Source organism: Providencia sp. PROV024 (assembly GCF_032709665.1).
Taxonomy (GTDB): Bacteria; Pseudomonadota; Gammaproteobacteria; order Enterobacterales; family Enterobacteriaceae; genus Providencia; species Providencia huashanensis.
The window spans coordinates 2,358,862-2,384,855 of the sequence record NZ_CP120545.1; the positions used below are offsets into that span (position 1 = coordinate 2,358,862).

The window sequence follows — 25,994 nt, forward strand, 5'->3', positions numbered from 1 at the left end:
AGTGTTTCTCCGGCTTAGTAACGAATTTTAGGGTCAATAACGGCATACAACACATCAACAATTGCATTAAATGCAATGGTTAATACACCCACTAAAATTGTTAAACTTAGTACTAATGAATAGTCACGGTTAAGTGCTCCATTAACAAAAAGCTGGCCAATGCCCGGTAAGCCAAAAATTGTCTCAATGACCATTGACCCCGTAATGATCCCAACGAATGCTGGCCCCATATAAGAAAGCACAGGAAGCAAAGCCGGTTTCAATGCGTGACGTAGAATAATAGTTCTTAGGGGTAACCCTTTCGCGCGTGCAGTACGAATAAAATTTGAGTGCATAATCTCGATCATCGACCCGCGAGTTATACGGGAAATACTAGCAATATAAGCTAATGACAATGCAACCATGGGTAAAACCATGTGTTTAAGGTTACCGCCATCCCAGCCACCACCAGGGAGCCATTTCAAATGAATGGCAAAAATCAGCACCAATAGTGGTGCTACAACAAAGCTGGGGATGACAACCCCCGTCATGGCAAACCCCATGACTGTAAAATCCCATTTAGTATTTTGGTTTAGCGCCGCAATAACCCCGGCTGAAACACCAAAAAGAACCGCAATAATAAATGCCGTTGCACCTAACTTTGCTGACACTGGGAAAGCCTTAGCAACGAGGTCATTAACACTATAATCTTTGTATTTAAATGATGGGCCAAAATCCCCTTTGGATAACTGAATCAAATAATTGAAATACTGTTTATACATTGGGTCATTGAGATGATATTTCGCTTCAATGTTGGCCATAACTTCAGGCGGGAGTTTACGTTCCCCTGTAAAAGGGCTTCCTGGCGCCAAGCGCATCATAAAAAATGAGATTGTAATAAGGATCAGTAACGTCGGGATCGCTTCTAGCAACCGACGCAAAATGAATTTAAACATTGCTCTTTCCTACATCTATTGCCTATTAGGCTAATATCTGGCTCCACACTAAATGGAGCCAGAACAAGTTTATTAGTGTTTGATAATATATAAGTCTTTAGTATGCAGGTTATCTAACGGGTCTTTGCCACTGTAACCACCAACATAAGGTTTTACCAAACGCGTATTAACGTAGTAGTAAAGAGGAACAACACCTGAGTCTTTATCGAGTAATTCTTCAGCCTGCTGATAGAGCGCCGCCCGCTCTTCATCTGTTTTGACTTGCAATGTTTTTTTCATTACGGCATCAAAATCTGTATTTTTATAGTGAACGGTATTATTACTGCTGTAGGAAAGTAACATATTGAGGAAAGATGACGGTTCATTATAATCAGCACACCAACCAGCACGAGCAACATCATAATTACCTTGATGTCGGCTATCTAAAAAAGTTTTCCATTCTTGGTTTTCTAATTTAACTTCCGCGCCTATATTCTTTTTCCACATAGAAGAAGCGGCTATTGCGATACGTTTATGTAAATCTGAAGTGTTGTACAGTAAATTGAATTTTAATGGGTTCCCTTTATTGTAGCCGGCCTCTTCAAGTAACTGTTTGGCTTTTTCATTGCGTTGCTCTTGGGTCATATTCGCATACCAGTCAGGCTTTTCAGCTTTCATTCCGCTGGTAAATGGAGGAGTAAAGCCATACGCTGGGATATCTCCTTGCGCCTTCACTTTATAAGTAATGATATCTCTATCCATGGATAATTTTAGAGCTTCACGGACTTTCGGATCATTAAACGGTGGTTTCTCATTATTGATTTCATAATAGTAAGTACACAGATATGGGCTCACTTTTAACTCATTTGGCATATTTTGTTGTAAGCTTTTAAACTGCTCAATCGGTAAATTACTATAAGTCATATCGATTTCACCACTACGATAGCGGTTAACATCAGTCACTTCGGAAGAAATCGGTAAGAAAGTCACTTGGTCAATTACAGTATTCGCATTATCCCAATAACTAGGGCTACGCTCTAACACAATACGTTCATTCACCGTCCAACCTTTTAATTTATACGCGCCATTACCCACGAAATTTTGTGGCTGAGTCCATTTTGCGCCATGCTGTTCGATGGTTTTTTTATTCACTGGCGACATAGATGAGTGAGCTAATAGCTTAGGAATATAAGGTACGGCTTCGCTAAGTGAAATAACTAATGTTTTATCATCAAGAGCCTTAACACCAAGCTCTTGAGGCTTTTTCTTACCTGCAATAATATCGTCAACATTTTGAATATGTGCATACTGTAAGTAACTTGCGTAAGGTGATGCCGTATCAGGGTCTGCTAAACGTTGCCAACTATAGACAAAATCCTCTGCTGTGACAGGGTCACCATTGGACCATTTTGCATCATCACGTATTTTAAACGTCCACTCTTTAAAATCTTTATTTTCCCAGCTAACTGCTGAGCCAGGTAAAATCTCACCGTCAGGGCCGACAATTGTGATCCCCTCAAAAAGATCCCGCGCTAATGCTGACTCAGGTACCCCTTCAATTTTATGCGGGTCTAACGATTGAGGTTCCGACCCATTATTACGCACCATCACCTGCTTCTCTGCAAGTTCCACACCCGCAGGAACAACTGCCGCAAAACTCGTCGCTATTGACCCCACAGCCAGCCCTGCGGTCACGCTAAGTGCAATAATCGATTTATTGATTAATTTACTCATCTTATCGGTTACTCCCGTTCATATTTATTATGATTGTGTGTTGTTCATATTCACTAAAACCTAGAATAGTGAACACTTTTTATAATTATTTAGATATTATTAATTAGGTTCATTTATATATAACCGTTTAATATCCGTATAATCAAGAGGGTCTTTGCCTTTAAATCCATTAATCGTAGGTTTTATCATGCGCGCACTAACGCGATAATAAACAGGAACTATGGCCGAGTCCTTGTCCAACAAGGCTTCAGCTTGCTGATATATATCATGACGAGATTGGTCATCAGGAGCAGTTAAAGCCTGTGCAAGTAACGCATCAAAAGCAGAATTACTATAAAATGCAGTATTATTACTATTTTGTGACAACATCATGTTTAGAAAAGCAGTAGGCTCATTATAATCTGCACACCAAGTCGCTCTAGCGACATCATAATGGCCTTCATGACGGCTTTGTAATGACGTCTTCCATTCTTGGTTTTGTAAAGTCACCTGCGCCCCTATATTTTTTTTCCACATAGAGGCTGCGACGATAGCTTGCTGTTTATTCTGATCAGAAGTGTTATAGAGTAATGAAAATTTTAACGGGTTTGCTTTATTATAACCGGCTTCTAAAAGTAACTCTTTGGCCTTCTTATAACGCTGTTCTTGGGTTAAATCGGCCCATTCAGGTAACGTAAAATTCCCATTATTGATAAAAGTTGGTGTAAATCCATAAGCTGCGACTTGCCCTTGCGCCATAACTTTATTGGTTATTGTCTCTCTATCTAACCCTAGCTTAATTGCCTCACGTACTCGTGGGTCATTGAATGGCGGTTTCTGGTTATTTATTTCATAATAGAATGTACATAAATAAGGGCGAACATACAGTTCATCCGGCTTTTCTTGCTGCATTTTTTTATACAGAACAGGCGGGATTGCAGAATTGCTGATATCTATCTCACCACTACGGTAACGGTTAATATCACTGACCTCTGAGGTAATCGCTAAAAATGTAGCTTGGTCTATACGGCTACTATCATTGTTCCAATAATATGGGTTACGTTTTACTACAATACGTTCATTAACGACCCACTTATCAAGTAAATAAGCCCCATTGCCTACAAAATTTTGTGGTTGAGTCCATTTTTCACCGTGCTGCTCTATTGCCTTCTTATTAACAGGTTTCAATGATGTATGAGAAAGCATATCGACAAAATAGGGAACTGGATGGCTAAGTGTCACTTGTAAATGCTGAGGATCAAGCGCTTTAACACCCAACGCCGTCGGAGGTAATTTACCGGCTAAAATAGCATCGGCATTTAAAATATACGCATTTTGTAAATAACTCGAATAAGGAGACCCTGTACTTGGGTCCGATAACCGCTGCCAACTATAAACGAAATCTTCAGCAGTAACTGGCGTACCATCACTCCATTTAGCCCCTTGCCGTAAAGTGAAAACCCACGTTATATAATTGTCATTTGTCCAACTTTCCGCGACCCCAGGCGCTACTTTTCCGTCGATATCGCTGTAAACTAACCCTTCAAGTAAGTTTAAAATAATATTGCTTTCTGGTACCCCTTCCACTTTATGAGGGTCAAGTGATGTGACTTCTGAGCCATTGTTTATCGTGATCACCTGCGGTGACTTAATTGCCGTATCTGTCGCATTAGCCTGAAGCGTAATAAATAATATCGAGAGTGCACCAAAACCCATTTTTGATTTGATCATCATATCCCTCATGATTAATTGATGGCGCTATCACTGCATTAGCAGCCTTCTCTACAAAATTAGTTGATTGTTATAACTATCAAGTTTGCTGTTTATTAAAGTAAATAGCGCTCTCCCCAATAAATATCAATAACAAGTTTTTAACATTTTTGCGCATAAAAACTTTATATGAATATTCAAATAATCATGCAAAAGTAAAAAATATACTTTAATAACATTATGATAAAAAAATTACCGCACCCAAAAAGCAGTATCACCTTTTTTGTGGTTCCAAACATATCATTAACAAACACTAATTAGAATAGTGAATAAATTTACGTAGCTCACAATTTCTTACTTTTTATCCCTGCTTTAGCAAAAAATGCGACATATAATTACAGTTAACATATTTGTTATCCGTAATTGTTAATTACTCTAATTTTGAGGACATCTGAGGGTAATAAAAGTAGTCTGTATATGAATGGTTAGTATTCAGAAGTAGAAAATACAATTCGAGAGAATGTTGGCTGCAACAAACCACTGCAACCAACAAAGATAGCTAGATAGGCAAAAGAATAAAAATTATAACAACCCAGGAAATAACGCCTTAACCCCTGTCACGATAAACTCAATCCCTAACGACATAAGCAACAGCCCCATAATACGAGTTACAACGTTAATCCCAGTTTGGCCAAGGTAACGAACAAGTAAAGATGCTGAACGAAATAGCAACCAACAACAAAATGCAAAGAGAATGCTGGTCAGCGCTAAACCCAAAAAGTTTTGCCAACCGTGCCAACGAGATGACCATACAATACAAGAACTAATTGCCCCCGGACCGGCCATTAGTGGTAGTGCTAACGGGACAACACCAATACTATCTCTTACTGCAGTTTCTGTTTTTTCTTGCTTATTCTGTTTATCTTCACCAATTTTTCCACTAATCATCGACATTGCGATTGTCACAATTAATATCCCCCCTGCGATGCGAAATGAATCGATGGAGATACCAAACAACTGAAGTATTGAGTCACCTATGAGTAGTGAAGTACATAAAATAATAGCGACTGAAGTATTCGCTACAGTATTAGTTTTATTTCTCCCTGCATTACTTTGATAGTTAGTCATACTAATAAACACAGGTAGAATGCCTACTGGGTTTACAAGTGCAAAAAGACCAATAAAAAATTTAATGTAACCAGATAAATCGAGTAATGCGATGCTCACTCAGCCATTTCCTTAAACAGTTCTCTTAAGAGATGCATTGATACCTTTTCTAATTTTATCACCTCTGGTGCCAATTTCCTTGCGCGAAATAATTTTTTCTATAACAAACTAAATTTCCTTGTTATTTTAGTGAGTAATGAATGAATTTTTCCCCACAGATGTATTAGTCATATTAAATTAAGTCATAGAACAATAACACTTACATAACGTATATGAATATAAGCCTGCTGAAAGGTGTCAGCTTGGCATTTTCGTGATTTAGATCACTTTATTTAATTCCTATTTTGTTAATCTATTCTTAACTGATAGACAGGATTAATAAGATTTTTAAGCCAATAGGCGATGATGAGCAGCGTTATTATTAGAATTATCTATACTTTCACTTTTAGGCAGTCTTTTTCGCCCAGTTTGTCGATACATTGCTCATTGGCTTAAAAAGTTTAACATTTATCAGGAGTAATCTATATGTCTGTAACTAACGTTACCGAACTCAATGAACTCGTTGCTCGTGTCAAAAAAGCTCAACGCGAATTCGCGACTTTCTCACAAGAAAAAGTTGACGAAATATTTCGTGCTGCTGCTCTCGCTGCCGCTGATGCACGTATCCCCCTAGCAAAACTCGCTGTTGAAGAATCTGGAATGGGTATTATTGAAGATAAAGTGATAAAAAATCATTTTGCTTCTGAGTATATCTATAATGCCTATAAAGACGAAAAGACCTGTGGGACTTTATCTGAAGACCCAACATTTGGGACAATAACGATTGCAGAGCCTATCGGTATTATTTGTGGCATTGTGCCAACCACTAACCCAACCTCAACTGCAATTTTTAAATCATTAATTAGTCTAAAAACACGTAATGCCATTATCTTCTCTCCACATCCACGTGCGAAAAATGCAACCAATCGTGCAGCTGAAATAGTACTTAATGCCGCTATTGCTGCAGGTGCACCAAAAGATATTATTGGCTGGATTGATTCCCCTTCCGTTGAATTATCCAATGCATTGATGCACCACGCTGATATTAACCTGATTTTAGCGACAGGTGGACCAGGTATGGTTAAAGCAGCCTATAGCTCTGGTAAGCCAGCGATTGGTGTCGGCGCGGGTAATACCCCTGTTGTGATTGATGAAACAGCAGATATCAAACGTGCTGTTGCATCGATTCTCATGTCAAAAACCTTCGATAACGGCGTTATTTGCGCCTCAGAACAATCCGTTGTTGTTGTGGATGAGATCTACAACCAAGTTCGTGAGCGTTTTTCCAGCCATGGCGGCTATTTACTGCAAGGTAAAGAACTTAAAGCGGTTCAAGAAATCATTTTGAAAAATGGTAACTTAAATGCTGCCATTGTGGGCCAACCTGCTGTTAAAATTGCCGAAATGGCGGGCATCACTGTCCCTATCACGACTAAAATCTTGATAGGTGAAGTTAAAGTTATTGATGATTCAGAACCCTTTGCCCATGAAAAACTGTCCCCGCTCTTAGCCATGTATCGTGGTAAAAACTTTGAAGATGCCGTCTCCAAAGCTGAACAATTAGTCGAAATGGGAGGGATTGGCCATACTTCTTGCTTATACACCGACCAAGACAATCAACATGAACGAGTGAACTACTTCGGCCAAAAAATGAAAACAGCACGTATTTTAATTAATACGCCGGCCTCGCAAGGTGGTATTGGTGACTTATACAACTTCAAACTAGCTCCTTCTCTCACATTGGGTTGTGGCTCTTGGGGGGGTAACTCTATTTCCGAAAACGTCGGGCCAAAACACTTGATCAACACTAAAACTGTGGCGAAGAGAGCTGAAAACATGTTATGGCATAAACTACCAAATTCAATCTACTTCCGTCGTGGTTGCCTACCTATCGCCCTTGAAGAGATTGCAACTGACGGTGCGAAACGTGCCTTTATCGTCACTGATGGTTATTTATTTAATAATGGTTATGTTGATGAAGTAGTCAATGTACTCAAAAAACACCACATTGAAACAGACGTATTCTTTGAAGTTGAAGCAGACCCAACATTAACAGTTGTACGTAAAGGCGCTGCCCAAATGCAAGCATTCAACCCTGATGTTATTATTGCATTAGGTGGTGGTTCACCGATGGATGCAGCGAAAATTATGTGGGTCATGTACGAACATCCTGAAACACACTTTGAAGAGCTCGCGCTACGCTTTATGGATATTCGCAAACGTATTCACCGTTTCCCTAAAATGGGCGTTAAAGCGAAACTAGTTGCGATTACAACTACTTCGGGTACTGGCTCTGAAGTTACGCCGTTTGCGGTTGTGACTGATGATAAAACAGGTCAAAAATATCCATTAGCGGATTACGCACTCACCCCGAACATGGCTATCGTTGATGCAAACTTAGTCATGAATATGCCTAAATCTTTAACTGCCTTTGGCGGTCTAGATGCAGTGACCCATGCATTAGAAGCTTATGTTTCAGTGCTAGCTAACGAATTTACCGATGGCCAAGCGCTTAAAGCATTAAGTTTATTAAAAGATTATTTACCTGCCAGCTATCACGAAGGTGCTAAAAACCCTGTCGCTAGGGAGCGTGTACATAATGGGGCTACCCTTGCAGGTATTGCATTTGCGAATGCGTTCTTAGGGGTATGTCACTCAATGGCACATAAACTAGGTTCAGAGTTCCATATTCCACATGGCCTCGCCAATGCCCTATTGATTTGTAATGTCATCCGTTTCAATGCGAATGACAATCCAACTAAGCAAACAGCCTTTAGCCAATATGACCGTCCTCACGCACGTCGACAGTATGCTGAAATTGCTGATCATCTCGGTTTAACTGATTCAGGGGATCGTACAGGCGCTAAAATTGAAAAATTATTAGCATGGCTTGATGAAATAAAAGCAGATTTAGGCATTCCAAAATCTATTCGTGAGACAGGGGTACCTGAAGCAGACTTCTTAGCTCGCGTAGATAAACTATCTGAAGATGCATTTGATGACCAATGTACTGGTGCTAACCCAAGGTATCCATTAATCTCTGAAATTAAACAATTATTATTGGATTCCTATTATGGTCGTGATTTTGTTGAGCATTCAACAGCACCTGTTACCGAACATATAGAAAAGAAAGTTCCTCAGAAAAAAACAGCTGAAAAGAAAACCACTAAAAAATAATTTATTTATAGATTATTAAATTAGCAAAGGCACTGTTATAGAAACAGTGCCTTTTTTGAGAACTTAAAATGAGTTGCGGCGTACTAAATATTAACGTTGATATATATGATTTTTACTAATAGCTAGTTTTATATCACCTTCTACTCGCATAACGAGATTATAATAATTATTTTATTTCCATACACGTAACTATATAAAACTACCTAAAATGAATTGGTTTTTTAGGAATTATCCCTTCATTCATCATTTGCGCTTGTTTTATTGCTTCTGAATAGTGTTTACGACAAACAGATATATACTTTTCATTACCGCCTATATCGACCTGAGCACCCTCATATACAGCAATACCATCACTTCCTATACGTAATACCTTATTAGCCTTACGCCCACAGTAGCATACGGTTTTTAGCTCAACCAATTTATCTGCCCATGCGAGTAAATATTGACTGCCTGCAAATAGTTGCCCAGCAAAATCAGTGCGAAGTCCATAGCACAAAACTGGGATATCCTCGTTATCAACGATGTCACATAATTCTTCAACTTGTTTTTTTGTTAAAAACTGACATTCATCAATAAGGACACAATGCACTTTCTGTAACTGATTTTCGCGCTTAATAACCTCTGCCATATCCGTCGTTGTTGAATAAACCAACGCTTCAGCAGATAAACCAATACGCGAGGATACTTTCCCCTGAGCAAAGCGATTATCTATCTCTGCTGTGAAAATAACGGTACGCATCCCTCTTTCATTATAGTTATACGATGATTGCAATAACGACGTTGATTTGCCTGCATTCATTGCTGAATAATAAAAATAAAGCTGAGCCATCTGGCTGTTTCCTCACAATTAATATACGCAATAATTTTACCATAAAACATATCGTTAGATTAACAAAATGACACTATCTCACTTTACTTATTGAAAATTTAACCCTTTTTACAATTATTTTGCTTCTTATCGCTAATAAAGCTTACCTTATATACAATAAAAACCAATTTGATATTAACTATAAACCGTATCAGCTAAAGCATGTTAAGCTAAAATTCATCATCAAAAAAAGAAAATTTAAGTTAGTATCCCCCTTCAATTCATTCTGAGTAAAAGTAGAATGCGACTTTCGACAAGCACTGCGAAATATTAAATCACAAAGTTTTTTTCTTATTGCTATTTTTTTCATTAGTTCAGTTATTGATAATAGCGGTATATATATCTACGAAAGTTTTATTTTTCTTTTGTAAAAAAATTGCATTCGTAAAAGATAACTTTTAAACTAGAGAAGTAATTTAGCTATTGCAGAATTTAAAATAGCATTCTATTATTACTGTACACATGCCAACAAATAATTTGAGACCAGGAAAATGAGCGAATCATTAAAAGCGTTAAATAACATCCGTACTCTTCGTGCTCAAGCTCGCGAAGTAACTTTAGAATCGTTAGAAGAAATGCTGGAAAAATTAACCGTCGTTGTTGAAGAACGTCGTGATGAAGAAAACCAAGCTCGTGCAGAATTAGAAGAACGTAACCGTAAACTGGAAAAAGTTCGTGAAATGATTCTTGAGCAAGGCGTAGATTTAAATGACCTTCTGCAAACAATGGATTCAGGTAAAGGCACAAGCACTCGTGCTAAACGTGCAGCTCGTCCAGCTAAATATAAATATGTTGATGAAAATGGTGAAACTAAAACGTGGACAGGCCAAGGCCGTACTCCAGCTGTAATCAAAGTTGCCATTGAAGAACAAGGCAAATCATTAGATGATTTCTTGATCTAATCGCCTAATCTTTTATTCCAAACACCCTTTTTAAAAGGGTGTTTTTGTTTGTGCCTTTATATATTATTTTATATTAGCCTCTAGCTACAAAGTCTCTTAACCATTATAACCACTACCTCCCCCTACAATTCTTGCTTAATTTATAGCCTCTAATAGGTATTGCACTAATCATCAAATATTTACAATTAAATAAAAACGCCAAGGTAAAGATTTGTAATTTTAATTAGACATTATTAAATTCAAAAGCAATTGTTTAATGTGACTGAGTGCTATTTTTATCACACTGCATGGAGGTAAAATTAACAACGAGTAGAAAAGTCGCTTCTACTCCTTAATACTTAGTCTTTATAGTTAATAGTTCATCTCTATCTATAAAAAAGGCTAACTTGTCTAGTTAGCCTTGAATTAATTTACTGAAATAAGTTTTCTATTTCGGCGCGTTCAATGAAGCCGACAATTCTGTCAACCACTGGGTAAAGTCATCTCCTAAAGTGTCATGTTGCATTCCATATTCAACAAATGCTTTCATGTAACCTAGTTTATTTCCACAGTCATGACTTTTACCACATAAGTGGTAAGCCTCTACAGGTTCATTATTTTCCATCATTAATGCGATTGCATCAGTTAGCTGTATTTCATCACCAGCACCTGGGACTGTTTTTGCTAATGCGTCCCATATTTTTTCAGATAAAACGTAACGACCAACAATAGACAAATTGGAGGGGGCTTCTTCACGACTTGGTTTTTCTACCATGCGAATAATTTTTTTGCTGTCCCCCGGTTGCAGAACTGCGCCATTACAATCAACAATACCGTAATTGGAAACTTCTTGCTCGGGCACAGGTTCAACCAGAATTTGGCTCGCCCCCGTAGATTCGTACTGTTCTAGCATTTCACGTAGATTAAATTTTGTTAAATCCGTGCTATAACGGTCTAAAATCACATCAGGTAAAATGACAGCAAATGGCTCTTCACCCACTAATGGTTTTGCACATAAAATAGCATGCCCTAACCCTTTCGCAATCCCTTGACGTGTTTGCATGATAGTAACATGACTTGGGCAAATAGATTGCACCTCATCCAATAACTGGCGCTTAACACGCGCTTCCAATATGGCCTCTAACTCGAAGCTAGTATCAAAGTGGTTCTCAATTGAGTTTTTTGATGAATGGGTAACCAAAACTATCTCATTGATCCCAGCAGCAATACACTCATTGACTACATATTGAATGAGCGGCTTATCAACAATCGGTAGCATCTCTTTTGGAATAGCTTTTGTTGCCGGTAGCATCCGCGTCCCTAAGCCCGCAACAGGTATTACAGCTTTACGCACCTTGCGTTGTGTCATTTGTCATAACTCCAGATAATATCTACGCATCTTAGCCCCATAGTTCAAATATGTTAGCGATGCATTTCAAGTGCGCGGAAGTATATCAGGAAATTATCCCAAATAAATAGTGACGAGTCCGAATGCGGCTATTTAAAACGCGTTATCAACACTTTTTAAGAGTAAATTAATTTTCAGGATTAAACATTAGTTTTATTTTTTGGCTATTATTGCGTATTAAACACTGCCAGACAGCCCCTTTTATCTCCAAATGATTCGATTGATAAAACTTGAGTGTCCCAAGTGGCAGGTTTCTTGCCAATTTAAAATGAGAGTTTTCTGTCGTTATATCGGCTTCTAACCCAGCACTAGCCATAATGATCGAATTATTTTGCGTGTTAAAATACCCCAACAGTAAAGGAAATTGCCCATTAAAACCGGAATCTTCCAATAAATGATTTATCTGATTAATAATCCTATCAATATTTGGTAGTTTTTTATCTGGATAGCTAACGGCGCTTTTCAATAAATCATTAAATACAACCCGGATTAAAAAAGCAGCCATGACGCCTTCTTGATGGGACCGCTCCGTATCTATACAGTAAAAACCAATTTGGCTATCTGAAATAGCGGCTAAGTCTAACAACAGACCAAACCGATTAGCTTCATTAAGTTGGCGATAATTAATTCTATAACCATTAATTATTTGGTGTACTGGCGGCTGCAATTGCTTCAAGACGGTAAGCATGTCTTGCGGATTGTTTTCCATCAATGCAGAAATATTATCGCCGATTTGTTCGGATAAGTCGTCTTGCTCAGGATACAACGCTGAAAGGATGGTAACTTTAACTTCATCTAAATTTTTTATCGGTTTTAATAACGCATCTGTCGCCCCTAAACGGAACATTCTGTCTAATTGCGTAAAATCAGTGGTTGCTGTAATGACTATCACCGGAATGTTAATATTTCTAGCAACTAACTCCCGCATAAATGCTTCACCATCCATAACTGGCATATTTAAATCACAAAGAATGATATCAGGTTCTATATGGCTTATTGTGATCATTTCTATTGCTAATTGACCATTTTTTGCGGTATAGATCTCTATCCCTAATGTCTCAAGGTAGTTTTTTAAGATTGTACAGAAGGTGATTTCGTCTTCTACTATCAGTATTTTTCTATTTTTCATAAGATACCTACTGCAATGACCTGGTTTAATTAACAATACTATTATTCATACTATAAAATTATTTTTCACCCACAATTTAAGTATAGTGATTTTTCAATCTTATACTTATTTTTATCGAGAGTGTTATGCCATCACAAGCAAAAGATAGATGTTGCTGCGGTAATGAAGCACAATTTGAACATTGTTGCTCACCTTTTTTGCGAGGCTTGTCAATTCCTCAGACACCTGAGCAACTCATGCGCTCACGTTACAGCGCCTATGTACATCACAATGTTGATTACCTTATTGAGACATGGCACCCCGATTGCCATGCCGAGGAATATCGTGAAGAGCTAATCAATAGTTTTATACAGACACAATGGCTAGGACTTTGTGTTATTAGTTCTTCTTATGCTAAAAATCCTGATGAAGGCTATGTCGAATTTTCGGCTTGCTTTATTGATGAAAAAGCTGATCATAAACAACTTATTCATGAACGTTCCCGTTTTATTCGGATAAATTCGCGTTGGTATTATATAGATGGCATAACACCAAAAGTGGGTCGTAATGACTTATGCCCTTGTGGTTCTAGCAAAAAATATAAAAAGTGCTGTAATCCAAGTTAGCTATCGCTCGTTTATTTACTTGTATCAACGCAAATTTAACACTCAGTTTGTCATTAGCTTTATTATATAAGCTTTGCTAGTTAAGGATTAGACAGTTTCATGCAACACAAAAATGTACAAAAGAAAATTCTCAGGACAATTTGCCCTGACGCGAAAGGACTTATCGCGAAAATCACCAATATTTGCTATAAACACCAGCTCAACATTGTACAGAATAATGAGTTTGTCGATCACCGCACAGGCCGTTTCTTTATGAGGACCGAACTGGAAGGGATTTTTAACGATGAAACTCTATTAGCAGACCTTGACGATGCATTGCCTGTGGGTTCTAAACGCGAATTAAACGCAGCTGGGCGTCGTCGCATTGTTATCATGGTCACCAAAGAAGCTCATTGCCTTGGTGATTTACTCATGAAGAGTGCTTATGATGGCTTAGATGTTGAGATTGCCGCTGTTATAGGTAACCATGACACCTTGAAGAACTTGGTCGAGCAATTTGGCATTCCATTCCACCATATTAGTCACGAAGGTTTAACCCGTGAACAACATGATGAAAAAATGACAGCTCAAATTGACCAGTATCAGCCTGATTATGTGGTTCTGGCCAAATATATGCGTGTTTTAACACCAGAATTTGTTCAGCATTATCCAAACCAAATTATCAATATTCACCACTCATTCTTACCTGCGTTTATTGGTGCTAGACCTTACCACCAAGCCTATGAGCGCGGGGTAAAAATTATTGGGGCAACAGCGCATTTTGTAAATGATAACCTTGATGAGGGACCAATCATTACACAAAACGTGATTAATATAGACCATACATTCACTGCTGATGACATGATGCGTGCTGGCCGAGATGTTGAAAAAAATGTACTTAGCCATGCATTATATTGGGTATTAGCTCAGCGTGTATTTGTATATGGTAACCGAACGATTATTTTATAAGTCAAAAACTGGCTTAAACAACAATAAATTGTTGATATTACAAGCGTTAAGAACAAAAAAACAGCAAACGAGTATTTTATTGTAAATTAATGCTTTACAGCGGCGCGTCATTTGATATGATGCCGCCCGCTGTGAACGATTACAGCAATACAAAATTAGGTGGGATACCCAAGCGGCCAAAGGGAGCAGACTGTAAATCTGCCGTCACAGACTTCGAAGGTTCGAATCCTTCTCCCACCACCATTCAGTTATACTCACCTCCCAGTTTATCAACAACGCCCATAAAGCGATTTAACACACTAGAATGTGATTTTGACTTATAGACATAACATTCACTTTGCCCTAGAAAATTATTTATTGATACGTATATCAATGACTTATCAATTAACTCTTCTTCAGGATAATGGTCAGTAATGCCAATAAAGTCACCATCTTGAATAAAACTTTGACAACAACCGATATTGTCCATTTGTCTTACGCTAATCTTGTTATCGGTGGTCTCAATTTTTTTTAATAACCCACTCATTAGCGAACTTTTATAAAATGCAGGATCACATAACCAAGTGTTTTTTTGTAATAGCTCAATAAGGTTATAATGGTATTTTTCATATAGTTCTTTACGACAATATATACCCAATGGTGAGTTCTCTATTTTTTTTTGTAATGAGAAACGCTCACTAACAACTTCCTCAGAACTAAGAATAAGTGTATTACCATCATAATCAACAATCTCATCCACTTCATCATAATTAAACCTCAATATATTAACTTGTACATTATTGAGGTGAGCTGCTTGATATAAATTGATTAAGTGCCCTTCTTTTCCCCAGTCATAATAAATATTAGCCTCATTAACAATGTAGCCTGAAAAATGTTTTTTAGTAATTTCTTTCTCCTGTAAATAAAGATCCCTAAGATCATTATAAAGTTCCTGGCCATCCTTAGTTAATGTCATTCCAAATTTTTCTCTCTTAAAAAGCCGTTTACCTAAACTGGTTTCGAAATCCTTGATTGACTTCGCTATGGGAGGTGTCGTACGGTTCATCACCCTAGCAGCCTTGCTTAACGAGCCATTTTCCACAACCGCCATAAACGCCTCTAATTTTCTTGAAAAGAACATATCTATGACCCCATTCTATTATTAAAATGTTAATCAACAAGAGTAATTATATAAGTCAAAAAATGTTGATTAGCCCATAATTCAACTCACCAAATAAAAAGACAATCTTAATTTTTTTATTGAATGAGTAACAATATTTCATAAAGGTATTTTTATAATTTCCAACATAGCAAAGCAATATATTATACTGTTTAGCTTAATTATTTTTTATGGCTAGACTATTAAATCACATTAAAATACAAATAACCAACTGACTTTAAATGAAATTAAATATACTTAATTAAGATATTATTTAACATACCTTAATTTTCAATAAAAAATAAATTAGTCATAATTCACCCAATTAACAATAATAGATAATTAAAATTGTTGATATTAATTTATATAATATACAGTATCAGTCAAATGTATTACCTACTGCTATTATTACAGTAGTCTACATAATTTATTTTTGAATTAAAGTACGCTATGTAGGGTTATACAGTGTGGTCATCATCTGTTAGAATCTGAGGCAATAATCATTAAAGCATAGGTGATAAAAAAACCATGAAATTCATATCATTCAACATTAATGGCCTGCGAGCTCGCCCTCACCAACTTGCCGCTATTATAGAAAAACATCAACCAGAAGTCATTGGTTTACAAGAAACCAAGGTCCATGATGATATGTTCCCTTATGAGGAAGTGAGCCAACTGGGCTATCATGTTTTTTATCACGGTCAAAAAGCACATTACGGTGTTGCGCTACTCACTAAAAATGAACCTATCGATGTACGAAAAGGTTTTCCAACTGATGATGAAGATGCCCAACGCCGTATTATTATGGCTGATATTCACACAGAGCGAGGGCCATTAACGGTAATTAACGGTTATTTCCCTCAAGGGGAGAGCCGTGACCACCCAACGAAATTCCCAGCCAAAGAAAAATTCTATCAAGACTTACAGCACTATGTAACGTCGACACAAACAGCTGACTCCCAATTATTAATTATGGGGGATATGAACATCAGTCCAACCGATTTAGATATTGGTATTGGAGATGTTAATCGCAAGCGCTGGTTAAAAACAGGTAAGTGTTCATTTTTACCAGAAGAACGTGAATGGCTAGATAACCTACTGGGCTGGGGGTTAGTCGATACATACCGCGCGAAGAACCCGGATGTCAATGACTGCTACTCCTGGTTTGATTACCGCTCAAAAGGTTTCGATGATAACCGTGGCTTGCGGATAGACTTATTACTCGCCTCTAACAAGTTAGCTGAGCGTTGTATTGCAACAGGGATTGATTATGACATTCGTGGAATGGAAAAACCGTCAGATCACGCCCCTGTATGGTCTGAGTTTAACTTAACCAAATAATTCTTTAACACCGTACACGGCAAGTAAAAGGTGCTATATAGCACCTTTTACTGTATTAGTTACTCGACTTTCTTTTTAGTTTTCTTGCTTGTTTTCGTTGCTTTCTTCCCGCTTTTTGAAGGCGGTGGAGGTAACTCTCTAAATGTACGCAAATTCGTAAATTGGCGAGCATGATGAATTAATTGCACCAGCGTTTGGCTTAGTGGCTGCATGAAATCATCATAACGTGATTGTTTTTCACTGATTTGAGTCAGAACAGACTCCCAATGTGCGGTCATATCCGGTAAAGTCGCCATATCTGGCAACACATGAATTAATGCTCTCCCAGCAGGCGATGAATGAATATAACGCCCTTTTTTATATAAAAATTGCCGTTTAAATAATAGGTCAATAATTCCAGCACGCGTCGCTTCAGTACCAAGGCCATCAGTTTCTCGCAATACTTTTTTTAATGCTTTATCTTGTACAAAACGAGCAATTCCTGTCATAGCAGACAATAAAGTAGCATCAGTAAAAGGCCTTGGTGGTTGTGTTTGCCTTTCGACAACCTCCCCTTTTTCACACAGAAGTTCGTCATTTTTACTCACGATGGGTAAAGGCATACCATCATTTTCAGCGTCCCGCTCTTTATTTCCTAAGACAACTCGCCAGCCTGCTTCAGCTAAAAAACGCGCTTTAGCGATAAACTTACCCTTTTCAATTTCTAAATCAATTGTACATTTACGATAAACCGCATCAGCCATAAATTGAATAATATACTGCCGCGCAATCAGTTGATAAATATTACTTTCATTCTCTGTAAGTTTTACCGCAGTGGCTTTTGCTGTAGGAATAATCGCATGGTGAGCATCGACTTTTTTATCATCCCAACAACGGTTTTTTTTATCTAACTCTGGGAGTTCAAATTCAGTGAGTAACGGCTGATGCACTGCTATTGCATTTAATACACTATGGCGACCAGCGAAATGTTCATCAGGTAGATAACGACTATCTGAACGCGGGTAGGTAATTAATTTATGCGTTTCATATAAACGTTGGCAAATATCCAAGACTTCCTGTGCACTGAGTGCATATTTTTTGGCTGCTTCAATTTGCAGAGCTGACAAAGAGAAAGGTAAAGGAGCAATCTCAGTTTCACGTTTATCTTGGTACTGCGTGACTATCGCCGGCTTACCTTCAATACGCGAAACGACATGCTCCGCTAAAGGCCGATGAAATAAGCGCCCTTCTTCATCCTGAAAATCGACACACGACTCACTAGGTTGCCATACAGCAACAAAACGCTCATCTTGCGGAGTCACAATGTGTGCTTTAACTTCAAAGTAGTCTTTCGGAACAAAGTTTTCTATTTCTTCATCGCGCCTGACCACCAGCCCTAAAACTGGTGTTTGCACCCGACCAACAGAGAGAACACCTTGATAGCCCCCCCGTTGCCCCAATAAGGTATACGCTCGAGTCATATTGATGCCGTAGAGCCAATCAGCTCGTGCTCGTGCCAATGCTGACACACACAGAGGGATAAACTCACGATTTTCTCTTAAGCGGTCAATGGCCCGCTCAACAGCCTGTGGATTAAGGTCATTAATCAAGCAACGTTTTACGCTTTTGCGTTTTTCTGAATCAAGCTTTAAAAAGTCGAGTACCTCATCAACCAGCAACTGTCCTTCTCTATCGGGGTCTCCTGCATGGACAACGACAGTTGCTTGTTTAAGCAGTGCTTCAATCGTTTTTAATTGTTTGGTTACCGCGGAGCGCGGCTTTAATTGCCACTTATCGGGGATAATCGGCAAATCTTGCAAATTCCAACGCGCATACCTAGGTTCATAGGCATCGGGTTCTGCCTGCTCCAAAAGGTGCCCTATGCACCAAGTAACAGTTTGACCATCACCACATTGAATAAAACCATCACCACGCTTATGTGGTTTCGGCAGTACATCAGCAATAGCCCTTGCAAGGCTCGGTTTTTCCGCAATAAACAAACGCATGAATTAATCTATCACTTCAACTAAAGGAACATTGTCCTGATGGGGTAATAATTTCCCGATAGACTGTAACAAAACACCTTGTTGCTGTGCAATCTCTTTAATTTTAGAGACTTCTGAAGGTTTGACGGCAATAAGTAAACCGCCAGATGTTTGAGGATCACACAGTAAGTTACGTTGCATATCACTCATTGGGCCAATAAGATGCCCATAACTATCAAAATTCCGTGATGTCCCACCAGGAACACAACCTGCCTCGATATATTTCTCAACATCCGTTAATTTAGGTACTTTGCTAAAAGCAATCTCAGCGCGGACACCAGAACCTTCACAGATTTCACTTAAATGCCCCAACAAGCCAAAACCCGTCACATCAGTCATCGCGGTTACTCCATCAAGAGGAGCAATCTCAGCACCCAATTTATTCATCTGGCACATAGTTTCAGCTGCCAAATGTTGGTGCTCCTCAGCAAGAACCCCTTTTTTCTCCGCAGTAGTTAATACGCCAATCCCCAAAGGTTTCGTTAAAAATAGCTCACAGCCTGCTATTGCTGCGCTATTTTTCTTCACGTACTCAGTATTAACGACGCCAGTAACTGCGAGACCAAAGATAGGTTCAGGTGCATCAATTGAATGCCCTCCAGCCAGGGATATCCCAGCATCCGCACAAGCGGCACGTCCCCCCTCGATAACTTCACGTGCAACTTCCGGTGGTAATTTAGCGATTGGCCAACCTAAGATTGCAATCGCCATAATCGGTTTACCACCCATAGCGAAAATATCACTTATCGCATTAGTCGCCGCAATACGGCCAAATTCAAACGGGGAATCAACAATTGGCATAAAAAAGTCAGTGGTACTAATGATGCCAATGCCATTGCCTAAATCATAAACAGCAGCGTCATCTTTAGTTTCATTACCAACTAACAAATGGGGGTCGTGAAATTTAGCTTGTTCTGTATGTAAAATTTGTTCTAAAACCTTTGGTGCGATTTTGCAGCCGCAACCTGCACCATGGCTATATTGTGTTAGTCTAATTTTCTCAGTCATTATTGTTCTCTTTAAAAATAAGTTACAAATCCTGTCATATCAGGGGCTTGTACTTTTGCAGGTGCTTTAAGTTCAGGTGTCCCCAAATAAAGAAAACCAACAATTCGGTCGTTTTCGCCACAACCTAAACCTGCACGAACGACCGCATCTTCAGTCCATGAACCAGAACGCCAAATTCCACCAAAACCCTGTGCAACTGCAGCCATTTGCATAGCTTGTACTGTGCAACTTGCTGCAACCAATTGTTCCCACTCAGGAATTTTAGGATGTTGTTTTAGCTTTGCAATCACAGTAATAATTAATGGCGCTCTAAAAGGTGCATTGCGAGCTTTTTCTTCAACATCCTCGCCTAACTGCCCTTCAATTGCCGCTTTCTCAAGCAGTTCACTGAAGCGTTTAATGCCATCATCTTTCATGATCACAAAATGCCATGGTTTCAATGCACCGTGATCAGGTGCTCTCATCCCTGCTGCAAGTATATTATCAAGCTGTTCACCTTGTGGGGCTGGCGTTTTGAGTCTAGAAGCTGAACGGCGGTTCAACAAAAGGGTTAAAGCATCCATGGTTGTCTCCGATTAAGAGTAAACTGATATGATAATCATTCAATTAGATAATTATACCAATACTATATTTAGTTTAAGCCTAAGAGAAAATCGCCTACACTATATAACCATTAATTATTGAGTAAATTACGTTATAAATTCATTGAATTGTATCATTTGTCACTGGTGAAAAATATAATTGAGATATTGTACCTTGTGTAACACAATTTTGTTATGCATAAAAACCGCTTTCAGTGCCAAGTAATTGTATTGATTAATACTAACCGACTGAAAGTGAGAAATGATGATCGGGTTGCGGATTGGCTTTAAGGCCATAGCTTTTCGTTCATCTAACAAAGGGCTTACACCTTATTTATACTAAATACAATTTTTAATAGTATCCAAATAGTTTGTCCTCCAAACTGGCAGTCAGTGAATTAATGTCACCTTGGAGAGCAAAATAGGCAGGATAGGAGAGAAAATGCGTCAATTATGGGACATCATCGCTACCATTTTTAAAATTAGCTGGCGAGCGTTAAATTTTATCCGAGAATTTGTTTTCAATGCTATTTTCCTAGTGTTGTTTTTTGTTGTGATTGGCTCAATTGCCCTTTATCAATCAGATTCTCAACCCGAGAAAAACTATTTCGGGGCATTGTATGTCGATTTACAGGGTGTGATTGTTGACCAAGTCTCCGCTCCTGATCCATTCGGCCGTATGAGTCGTGAGTTATTAGGCACCTCAAATAGCCGTATGCAAGAAAACTCCTTGTTTGATATTGTCGATACCATTCGTACCGCAGCTAGCGATGACCGCATTACAGGGATGGTATTACGTTTAGATAACTTAACGGGGGCTGACCAGCCTTCTTTGGCTTACATCGGTAAAGCCATTAACGAATTCAAAGCTGCTGGGAAATCTGTCTATGCTGTTGGTAACAGTTATAACCAGTCACAATACTATCTCGCAAGTTTTGCTGATGATATTTATTTAACACCACAAGGCACTGTAGGGCTTTATGGCTTTGCGACTAACAGCATGTACTATAAGTCGCTGTTAGAAAGGCTTAAGGTTAGTAGTCATATATTCCGTGTGGGGACTTACAAATCTGCTGTTGAGCCACTCATGCGTGACGATATGTCACCAGAGGCACGCTTAGCCAATCAACAGTGGTTAGATGCCTTATGGAACAACTATTTATCTGAACTTGCCACAAATCGCAAAATGACCAGTGCTCAAATTTTCCCGGGTGCAGATGCGATATTATCGCAATTACGTGCTGTTAAGGGCGATAACGCTCAGTATGCGTTAAAACAACGGTTAGTGGATAAACTATATACAAATGAACAAGTTGAAGATTTGCTCTCTAAGCATTTCGGTTGGAATAAAGAAGATAAGCAGTTTAATAATATCAGTATTTACGATTACTCAGCGAAAATAGCCGATACAACTGCAAGCCAAGGGGGGAATATTGCTGTAATCGTTGTTCAAGGTGCGATTATGGACGGCCCTCAAACTGCGGGTATTGCAGGTGGAGACACCATTGCAGCTCAAATTCGTGATGCTCGTCTAGATGATAATATTAAAGCCATTGTATTACGCGTTAATAGTCCTGGTGGTAGTGTTAGTGCATCTGACCTGATCCGTAGCGAACTCGCTTCTGCTCATGCGGCAGGGAAACCTGTTGTAGTCTCAATGGGGGGCATGGCCGCATCTGGGGGCTATTGGGTATCGACGCCTGCTGATTATATTATTGCGAGCCCTAGTACTTTAACGGGTTCAATTGGTATTTTCGGTGTTATCAATACGTTTGAAAAATCATTAGATTCTATTGGCGTCTATACCGATGGGGTATCCACATCTCCCCTTGCAGATATTTCACTAACCAAAGGGATTAGCCCACAATTTGCCGATATGATGCAAATTACTATTGAAAATGGTTATGATACATTTATCGGTTTGGTCGCTAAATCACGTCACAAAACCCCTGCTGAAATAGACAAGATTGCTCAAGGCCGTGTATGGATAGGTCAGGATGCGCTCAAAAATGGCCTAGTTGACCAACTCGGTGATTTTGATAATGCCGTTGATAAAGCCGCAGAACTAGCTAAACTCACTGATGTTAAGCTAGATTGGATGAAACCTGAGCTGACTTTTATGGATCAACTGCTACTTGAATTAACCACCAATGTTCAAGCCGCAATGCCGGATGTACTACAAGTATTCCTACCTCCCGCAGTCGCTACGGATATTCGCCAGCAAGCACAATTTTTCCTAAAAATGAATGACCCGCAAAATCGCTATGCATTTTGCCTTAACTGTGCTGAAATCAACTAATCGCCCCTTTTCCCCTTCAACTTGTTTGAAGGGGATTTATCTCACAATCTAGTTAACTACCTAATTTAAACCTAGCAATTAGCAACTTAACGATAGTAATACACCAATAAATACGTCAAAATCCTAATAATCATTTTTCTTCACTGCGCAGTGATAATTTAGGTAATAAGATGCAAAAAAAATCAATTTATGTCGTCTACACAGGTGGAACCATTGGCATGCGCCATTCGCCACAAGGCTATATTCCTGTTTCTGGTCACCTACAAGCGCAATTGGCACAAATGCCCGAGTTTCACCGCCTTGAGATGCCTGAATTTACCATTCGCGAACATCAACCTCTGATAGACTCCTCGGATATTACACCAGAGGACTGGCAACTTATCGCCGATGATATTTCCGAGAATTACCCCCTATATGATGGCTTTGTGATTTTGCATGGTACGGATACCATGGCATTTACGGCTTCTGCATTATCATTTATGTTTGAAAACTTGAAAAAACCGGTGATAGTGACAGGGTCACAAATACCCTTAGAGGCACTGCGTTCAGATGGGCAAACTAACTTACTAAACGCCCTATATCTCGCCGCAAATTATCCAATAAATGAAGTTGGGTTATTTTTTAATAATAAGTTGTATCGTGGTAACCGTACCGTCAAAGCACATGCGGATGGTTTTGATGCCTTTAGTTCCCCAAACTGTTCCCCTTTAATGGAGGCAGGGATAAATATTCGCTCATTTAATACATGTCCAGCTCCCATTGGCATAGGCGAATTTAAAGCTCACCGGATTACCCCTCAACCTATTGGTGTTGTTACTCTCTATCCTGGCTTATCCATTGAGATTGTGCGTAATATTCTTCAACAACCCGTCAAAGCACTTATTTTACGTTCTTATGGCGTGGGTAATGCCCCTCAACAGCCCGAGCTCTTGCGAATACTACGCGAAGCAACTAATAGAGGGATTATTGTGGTCAACCTGACACAATGTATTTCTGGCCGAGTCAATATGGAAGGGTATGCGACAGGTCACGCACTAGCAGACGCCGGGGTAATCAGTGGTTATGATATGACATTTGAGGCAGCATTAAGTAAATTGCATTACTTACTCAGCCAAAATTACACACCTGCATTAATTCGTGAATTAATGCAAAATAACTTACGCGGTGAACTGAGTTACGCTGATGACTAAATACTGGGGGCACAATGAAAACAGCTTTATTGTTAGTCGATTTACAAAATGATTTTTGTACTGGCGGGGCATTAGCCGTTAATGAAAGCGAACATGTCATTGAGGTCGCTAATAAAGCCATTGCACACTGTACACAACAACGCATCACCATTATTGCCAGCCAAGATTGGCACCCCGCCACACACTTGAGCTTTGCTGTTAATTCAGGAACAAAAGTCGGTGAGATAGGCAAACTCAATGGCCTTGACCAAGTTTGGTGGCCAGTACATTGTGTGCAAGGTGAGCTTGGCGCTAATTTTCACCCACGATTGAACCAGCAAGCCATTGAACAGGTGTTTACCAAAGGTGAAAACCCGCAAGTCGATAGTTACAGTGCTTTTTTTGATAACGATAGAGTCAGCCAAACCCAGTTACATGGGTGGCTACAGGCTCAGAATATTTCCCATCTAATAGTCATGGGGATTGCCACTGACTATTGTGTGAAGTTCACAGTATTAGATGCATTAAAATTAGGCTATACGGTTGATGTCCTCACCGATGGGTGCCGAGGCGTTAATTTAGCTGCTGATGATAGCTTAAAAGCACTGCAAAGTATGGAAAAGGAAGGTGCGAAGTTAATCACCCTTGCCGACCTAAATTAAGACAATATTTGTGTATATACAAGTTTTCTCAAATACTTATCACAATGATAATGCTGAGAAAACTTGTTGTGACCCTGTCACTCGCGCAATGGTATTTTTATTATTCTTTCGATGACTAATTCTTACCTACCCTATTCATCATTATTTTGTGGCTTCAATGTTGCTAACATTTCACCTTGGAATAAGGCTTTCAGTTCTTGTTTGCTTTTCATCGTAATTTCACCATCAGTCCCAACAGTCATATGCTCTGGGTTATGGTTGTTCCGTGATTGCCACAACAATACCATTTGCAAACTGTGCTCTTTTTGCTCGCGAGTCAATGCAACGCCATCAGGCCATTTACCTAACTCAACCGCTGTCACTAGACGCTCATAAATCTCTGGGGTCATCGCCGCTAGTAGTTGCTCAAGTTGTTCTGGGTTTACTTCAACACTCACCGTAATGCTCCTTAAAAAGATAATGTATTCGTATTTGGTTATTATTATTTTTGCCCATATAGCTGAATCGTTATTGCTATGGTATTTTTTCAACTTCAGCTTGCTTCAGCTCACTAACCACGTACCTTTTCGCCTCCCTCATCATCCAAAAAGCTTAATGATGCTGAATTAATACAATAGCGTTGGCCCGTCGGCTCTGGACCATCAGGAAATACATGCCCCAAATGCGCATTACAGTTCTGACAACGTACCTCAATACGGTGCATCCCGTGAGAAAAATCCTCAATGTATTTAATGGCGTCATCATTGATGGGTTGGTAGAAACTTGGCCACCCGCAGCCCGCGTCAAATTTAGTCTCAGACATAAATAAAGGTGAACCACAGCACAGACATTCATACACACCATCTTTACGGTTATGCAATAATTGCCCACTAAATGGGGGCTCGGTACCCGCCTGTTGCGTGACATAACGCTGCATTTCATTTAGCTCTGAAATATCAATGCCTTGTCTTTCTTTACTTGACATAATTTACCCATGTATTTAAATAAATAGAGAGTTTAATTACTATCATACATCAATTTCAATCAACAAAAAATTAACAACATTTTCTGTAAAACTATTCTAAACTAAGAAGCATCTTACTTTCCGTTTTGATTTGTGAACCCTATCACATATATCACTGATAGATGGTTTCATTATGCTGCACAATCCCGATAATACGTGCGGCTGTATTTGTCACTAAAGTGGCTGACAAATAAGCAGTTAGTGGTATCA

At 39.0% G+C, this 25,994-nt stretch carries 21 protein-coding genes and 1 tRNA gene; 9 read left to right on the top strand and 13 right to left on the bottom strand.

From position 1 onward, the window contains the following. Positions 1 to 14 precede the first annotated feature (14 nt). The 4 genes from oppB to P3L56_RS10890 form a co-directional block, all read right to left on the bottom strand. Positions 15 to 935, bottom strand: coding sequence for an oligopeptide ABC transporter permease OppB (gene oppB / locus P3L56_RS10875; RefSeq protein WP_042843644.1), 921 nt, complete (start codon positions 933 to 935; stop codon positions 15 to 17). Positions 936 to 1,007: 72 nt separating this feature from the next. Beyond that, positions 1,008 to 2,648, bottom strand: a complete 1,641-nt coding sequence (gene oppA, locus P3L56_RS10880) for an oligopeptide ABC transporter substrate-binding protein OppA (RefSeq protein ID WP_042843642.1) — start codon at positions 2,646 to 2,648, stop codon at positions 1,008 to 1,010. Positions 2,649 to 2,747: 99 nt separating this feature from the next. Then, complete coding sequence (locus P3L56_RS10885; RefSeq protein ID WP_042843641.1) at positions 2,748 to 4,361, bottom strand: ABC transporter substrate-binding protein; 1,614 nt, start codon at positions 4,359 to 4,361, stop codon at positions 2,748 to 2,750. A gap of 558 nt (positions 4,362 to 4,919) precedes the next feature. After that, positions 4,920 to 5,564 carry a YchE family NAAT transporter gene (locus P3L56_RS10890; RefSeq protein ID WP_042843640.1) on the bottom strand — a complete coding sequence of 215 codons (645 nt, stop codon included), beginning with the start codon at positions 5,562 to 5,564 and terminating at the stop codon, positions 4,920 to 4,922. A gap of 465 nt (positions 5,565 to 6,029) precedes the next feature. Between P3L56_RS10890 and adhE the strand changes: the two genes are divergently transcribed. After that, positions 6,030 to 8,720 carry a bifunctional acetaldehyde-CoA/alcohol dehydrogenase gene (gene adhE, locus P3L56_RS10895; protein ID WP_042843639.1) on the top strand — a complete coding sequence of 897 codons (2,691 nt, stop codon included), beginning with the start codon at positions 6,030 to 6,032 and terminating at the stop codon, positions 8,718 to 8,720. Positions 8,721 to 8,919: 199 nt separating this feature from the next. On the opposite strand, the gene P3L56_RS10900 is transcribed toward adhE, so the two are convergent. Continuing rightward, entirely contained in the window at positions 8,920 to 9,549 is a 630-nt protein-coding gene (locus P3L56_RS10900) for a thymidine kinase (RefSeq protein WP_048607277.1), read from the bottom strand. A 530-nt stretch (positions 9,550 to 10,079) separates the two neighbouring features. Between P3L56_RS10900 and hns the strand changes: the two genes are divergently transcribed. Next, positions 10,080 to 10,490, top strand: coding sequence for a histone-like nucleoid-structuring protein H-NS (gene hns / locus P3L56_RS10905; protein ID WP_042843638.1), 411 nt, complete (start codon positions 10,080 to 10,082; stop codon positions 10,488 to 10,490). 427 nt (positions 10,491 to 10,917) lie between these two features. Here the strand turns inward: hns and galU are convergent, their stop codons facing one another. After that, the gene (gene galU / locus P3L56_RS10910; protein WP_042843637.1) at positions 10,918 to 11,838 is read right to left on the bottom strand and encodes a UTP--glucose-1-phosphate uridylyltransferase GalU; all 921 of its coding nucleotides are present in this window, start codon (positions 11,836 to 11,838) and stop codon (positions 10,918 to 10,920) included. A gap of 166 nt (positions 11,839 to 12,004) precedes the next feature. Further along, a complete protein-coding gene (rssB, locus tag P3L56_RS10915; RefSeq protein ID WP_042843635.1) occupies positions 12,005 to 13,006 on the bottom strand; it encodes a two-component system response regulator RssB in 1,002 nt (333 codons plus the stop codon). 125 nt (positions 13,007 to 13,131) lie between these two features. On the opposite strand from rssB, the gene P3L56_RS10920 reads away from it, so the two are divergent. The 3 genes from P3L56_RS10920 (at position 13,132) to P3L56_RS10930 (ending at position 14,802) form a co-directional block, all read left to right on the top strand. Next, positions 13,132 to 13,611, top strand: a complete 480-nt coding sequence (locus P3L56_RS10920; RefSeq protein WP_129465960.1) for a YchJ family protein — start codon at positions 13,132 to 13,134, stop codon at positions 13,609 to 13,611. A gap of 99 nt (positions 13,612 to 13,710) precedes the next feature. Then, positions 13,711 to 14,559: a formyltetrahydrofolate deformylase gene (purU, locus tag P3L56_RS10925; protein WP_042843633.1), complete on the top strand. Its 849-nt coding sequence runs from the start codon at positions 13,711 to 13,713 to the stop codon at positions 14,557 to 14,559. A gap of 158 nt (positions 14,560 to 14,717) precedes the next feature. Next, positions 14,718 to 14,802: transfer RNA gene (locus P3L56_RS10930), tRNA-Tyr, on the top strand. 1 nt (position 14,803) lies between these two features. On the opposite strand, the gene P3L56_RS10935 is transcribed toward P3L56_RS10930, so the two are convergent. Then, positions 14,804 to 15,679 (bottom strand): LysR family transcriptional regulator, encoded by an 876-nt coding sequence (locus P3L56_RS10935; protein WP_042843632.1) that lies wholly within the window; start codon positions 15,677 to 15,679, stop codon positions 14,804 to 14,806. Positions 15,680 to 16,225: 546 nt separating this feature from the next. Here P3L56_RS10935 and xthA point away from each other — a divergent pair. After that, positions 16,226 to 17,038 (top strand): exodeoxyribonuclease III, encoded by an 813-nt coding sequence (gene xthA / locus P3L56_RS10940; protein ID WP_042843631.1) that lies wholly within the window; start codon positions 16,226 to 16,228, stop codon positions 17,036 to 17,038. Between the two features lie 59 nt (positions 17,039 to 17,097). Here the strand turns inward: xthA and P3L56_RS10945 are convergent, their stop codons facing one another. Genes P3L56_RS10945 through P3L56_RS10955 form a run of 3 tightly spaced genes read right to left on the bottom strand, consistent with a single transcriptional unit; the run spans position 17,098 to position 20,633 of the window. Next, complete coding sequence (locus P3L56_RS10945; protein WP_042843630.1) at positions 17,098 to 19,023, bottom strand: DNA topoisomerase III; 1,926 nt, start codon at positions 19,021 to 19,023, stop codon at positions 17,098 to 17,100. A gap of 3 nt (positions 19,024 to 19,026) precedes the next feature. Beyond that, on the bottom strand, positions 19,027 to 20,070 hold the full coding sequence (gene selD / locus P3L56_RS10950) for a selenide, water dikinase SelD (protein WP_042843629.1): 1,044 nt from the start codon (positions 20,068 to 20,070) through the stop codon (positions 19,027 to 19,029). 11 nt (positions 20,071 to 20,081) lie between these two features. Beyond that, positions 20,082 to 20,633: an NAD(P)H nitroreductase gene (locus P3L56_RS10955; RefSeq protein WP_042843627.1), complete on the bottom strand. Its 552-nt coding sequence runs from the start codon at positions 20,631 to 20,633 to the stop codon at positions 20,082 to 20,084. Between the two features lie 460 nt (positions 20,634 to 21,093). Here P3L56_RS10955 and sppA point away from each other — a divergent pair, with 460 nt between their 5' ends. From sppA to pncA, 3 genes are all read left to right on the top strand, one after another. Then, positions 21,094 to 22,950 carry a signal peptide peptidase SppA gene (gene sppA / locus P3L56_RS10960; RefSeq protein ID WP_042843626.1) on the top strand — a complete coding sequence of 619 codons (1,857 nt, stop codon included), beginning with the start codon at positions 21,094 to 21,096 and terminating at the stop codon, positions 22,948 to 22,950. 170 nt (positions 22,951 to 23,120) lie between these two features. Continuing rightward, complete coding sequence (ansA, locus tag P3L56_RS10965) at positions 23,121 to 24,140, top strand: asparaginase (protein ID WP_042843625.1); 1,020 nt, start codon at positions 23,121 to 23,123, stop codon at positions 24,138 to 24,140. 14 nt (positions 24,141 to 24,154) lie between these two features. Continuing rightward, complete coding sequence (gene pncA / locus P3L56_RS10970; protein WP_042843624.1) at positions 24,155 to 24,781, top strand: bifunctional nicotinamidase/pyrazinamidase; 627 nt, start codon at positions 24,155 to 24,157, stop codon at positions 24,779 to 24,781. A gap of 131 nt (positions 24,782 to 24,912) precedes the next feature. Here pncA and P3L56_RS10975 read toward each other — a convergent pair whose 3' ends face one another. Next, entirely contained in the window at positions 24,913 to 25,218 is a 306-nt protein-coding gene (locus P3L56_RS10975) for a YeaC family protein (RefSeq protein ID WP_042843623.1), read from the bottom strand. 113 nt (positions 25,219 to 25,331) lie between these two features. Continuing rightward, the gene (msrB, locus tag P3L56_RS10980; protein WP_042843621.1) at positions 25,332 to 25,745 is read right to left on the bottom strand and encodes a peptide-methionine (R)-S-oxide reductase MsrB; all 414 of its coding nucleotides are present in this window, start codon (positions 25,743 to 25,745) and stop codon (positions 25,332 to 25,334) included. Between the last annotated feature and the right edge of the window lie 249 nt (positions 25,746 to 25,994).

What these genes read in the sequence shown, in the direction of transcription:
- oppB (WP_042843644.1), bottom strand. Translation starts at nt 935, where the DNA reads ATGTTTAAATTCATTTTGCGTCGGTTGCTAGAAGCGATCCCGACGTTA.
- oppA (WP_042843642.1), bottom strand. Translation starts at nt 2,648, where the DNA reads ATGAGTAAATTAATCAATAAATCGATTATTGCACTTAGCGTGACCGCA.
- P3L56_RS10885 (WP_042843641.1), bottom strand. Translation starts at nt 4,361, where the DNA reads ATGATGATCAAATCAAAAATGGGTTTTGGTGCACTCTCGATATTATTT.
- adhE (WP_042843639.1), top strand. Translation starts at nt 6,030, where the DNA reads ATGTCTGTAACTAACGTTACCGAACTCAATGAACTCGTTGCTCGTGTC.
- P3L56_RS10900 (WP_048607277.1), bottom strand. Translation starts at nt 9,549, where the DNA reads ATGGCTCAGCTTTATTTTTATTATTCAGCAATGAATGCAGGCAAATCA.
- hns (WP_042843638.1), top strand. Translation starts at nt 10,080, where the DNA reads ATGAGCGAATCATTAAAAGCGTTAAATAACATCCGTACTCTTCGTGCT.
- galU (WP_042843637.1), bottom strand. Translation starts at nt 11,838, where the DNA reads ATGACACAACGCAAGGTGCGTAAAGCTGTAATACCTGTTGCGGGCTTA.
- rssB (WP_042843635.1), bottom strand. Translation starts at nt 13,006, where the DNA reads ATGAAAAATAGAAAAATACTGATAGTAGAAGACGAAATCACCTTCTGT.
- P3L56_RS10920 (WP_129465960.1), top strand. Translation starts at nt 13,132, where the DNA reads ATGCCATCACAAGCAAAAGATAGATGTTGCTGCGGTAATGAAGCACAA.
- purU (WP_042843633.1), top strand. Translation starts at nt 13,711, where the DNA reads ATGCAACACAAAAATGTACAAAAGAAAATTCTCAGGACAATTTGCCCT.
- P3L56_RS10935 (WP_042843632.1), bottom strand. Translation starts at nt 15,679, where the DNA reads ATGTTCTTTTCAAGAAAATTAGAGGCGTTTATGGCGGTTGTGGAAAAT.
- xthA (WP_042843631.1), top strand. Translation starts at nt 16,226, where the DNA reads ATGAAATTCATATCATTCAACATTAATGGCCTGCGAGCTCGCCCTCAC.
- P3L56_RS10945 (WP_042843630.1), bottom strand. Translation starts at nt 19,023, where the DNA reads ATGCGTTTGTTTATTGCGGAAAAACCGAGCCTTGCAAGGGCTATTGCT.
- selD (WP_042843629.1), bottom strand. Translation starts at nt 20,070, where the DNA reads ATGACTGAGAAAATTAGACTAACACAATATAGCCATGGTGCAGGTTGC.
- P3L56_RS10955 (WP_042843627.1), bottom strand. Translation starts at nt 20,633, where the DNA reads ATGGATGCTTTAACCCTTTTGTTGAACCGCCGTTCAGCTTCTAGACTC.
- sppA (WP_042843626.1), top strand. Translation starts at nt 21,094, where the DNA reads ATGCGTCAATTATGGGACATCATCGCTACCATTTTTAAAATTAGCTGG.
- ansA (WP_042843625.1), top strand. Translation starts at nt 23,121, where the DNA reads ATGCAAAAAAAATCAATTTATGTCGTCTACACAGGTGGAACCATTGGC.
- pncA (WP_042843624.1), top strand. Translation starts at nt 24,155, where the DNA reads ATGAAAACAGCTTTATTGTTAGTCGATTTACAAAATGATTTTTGTACT.
- msrB (WP_042843621.1), bottom strand. Translation starts at nt 25,745, where the DNA reads ATGTCAAGTAAAGAAAGACAAGGCATTGATATTTCAGAGCTAAATGAA.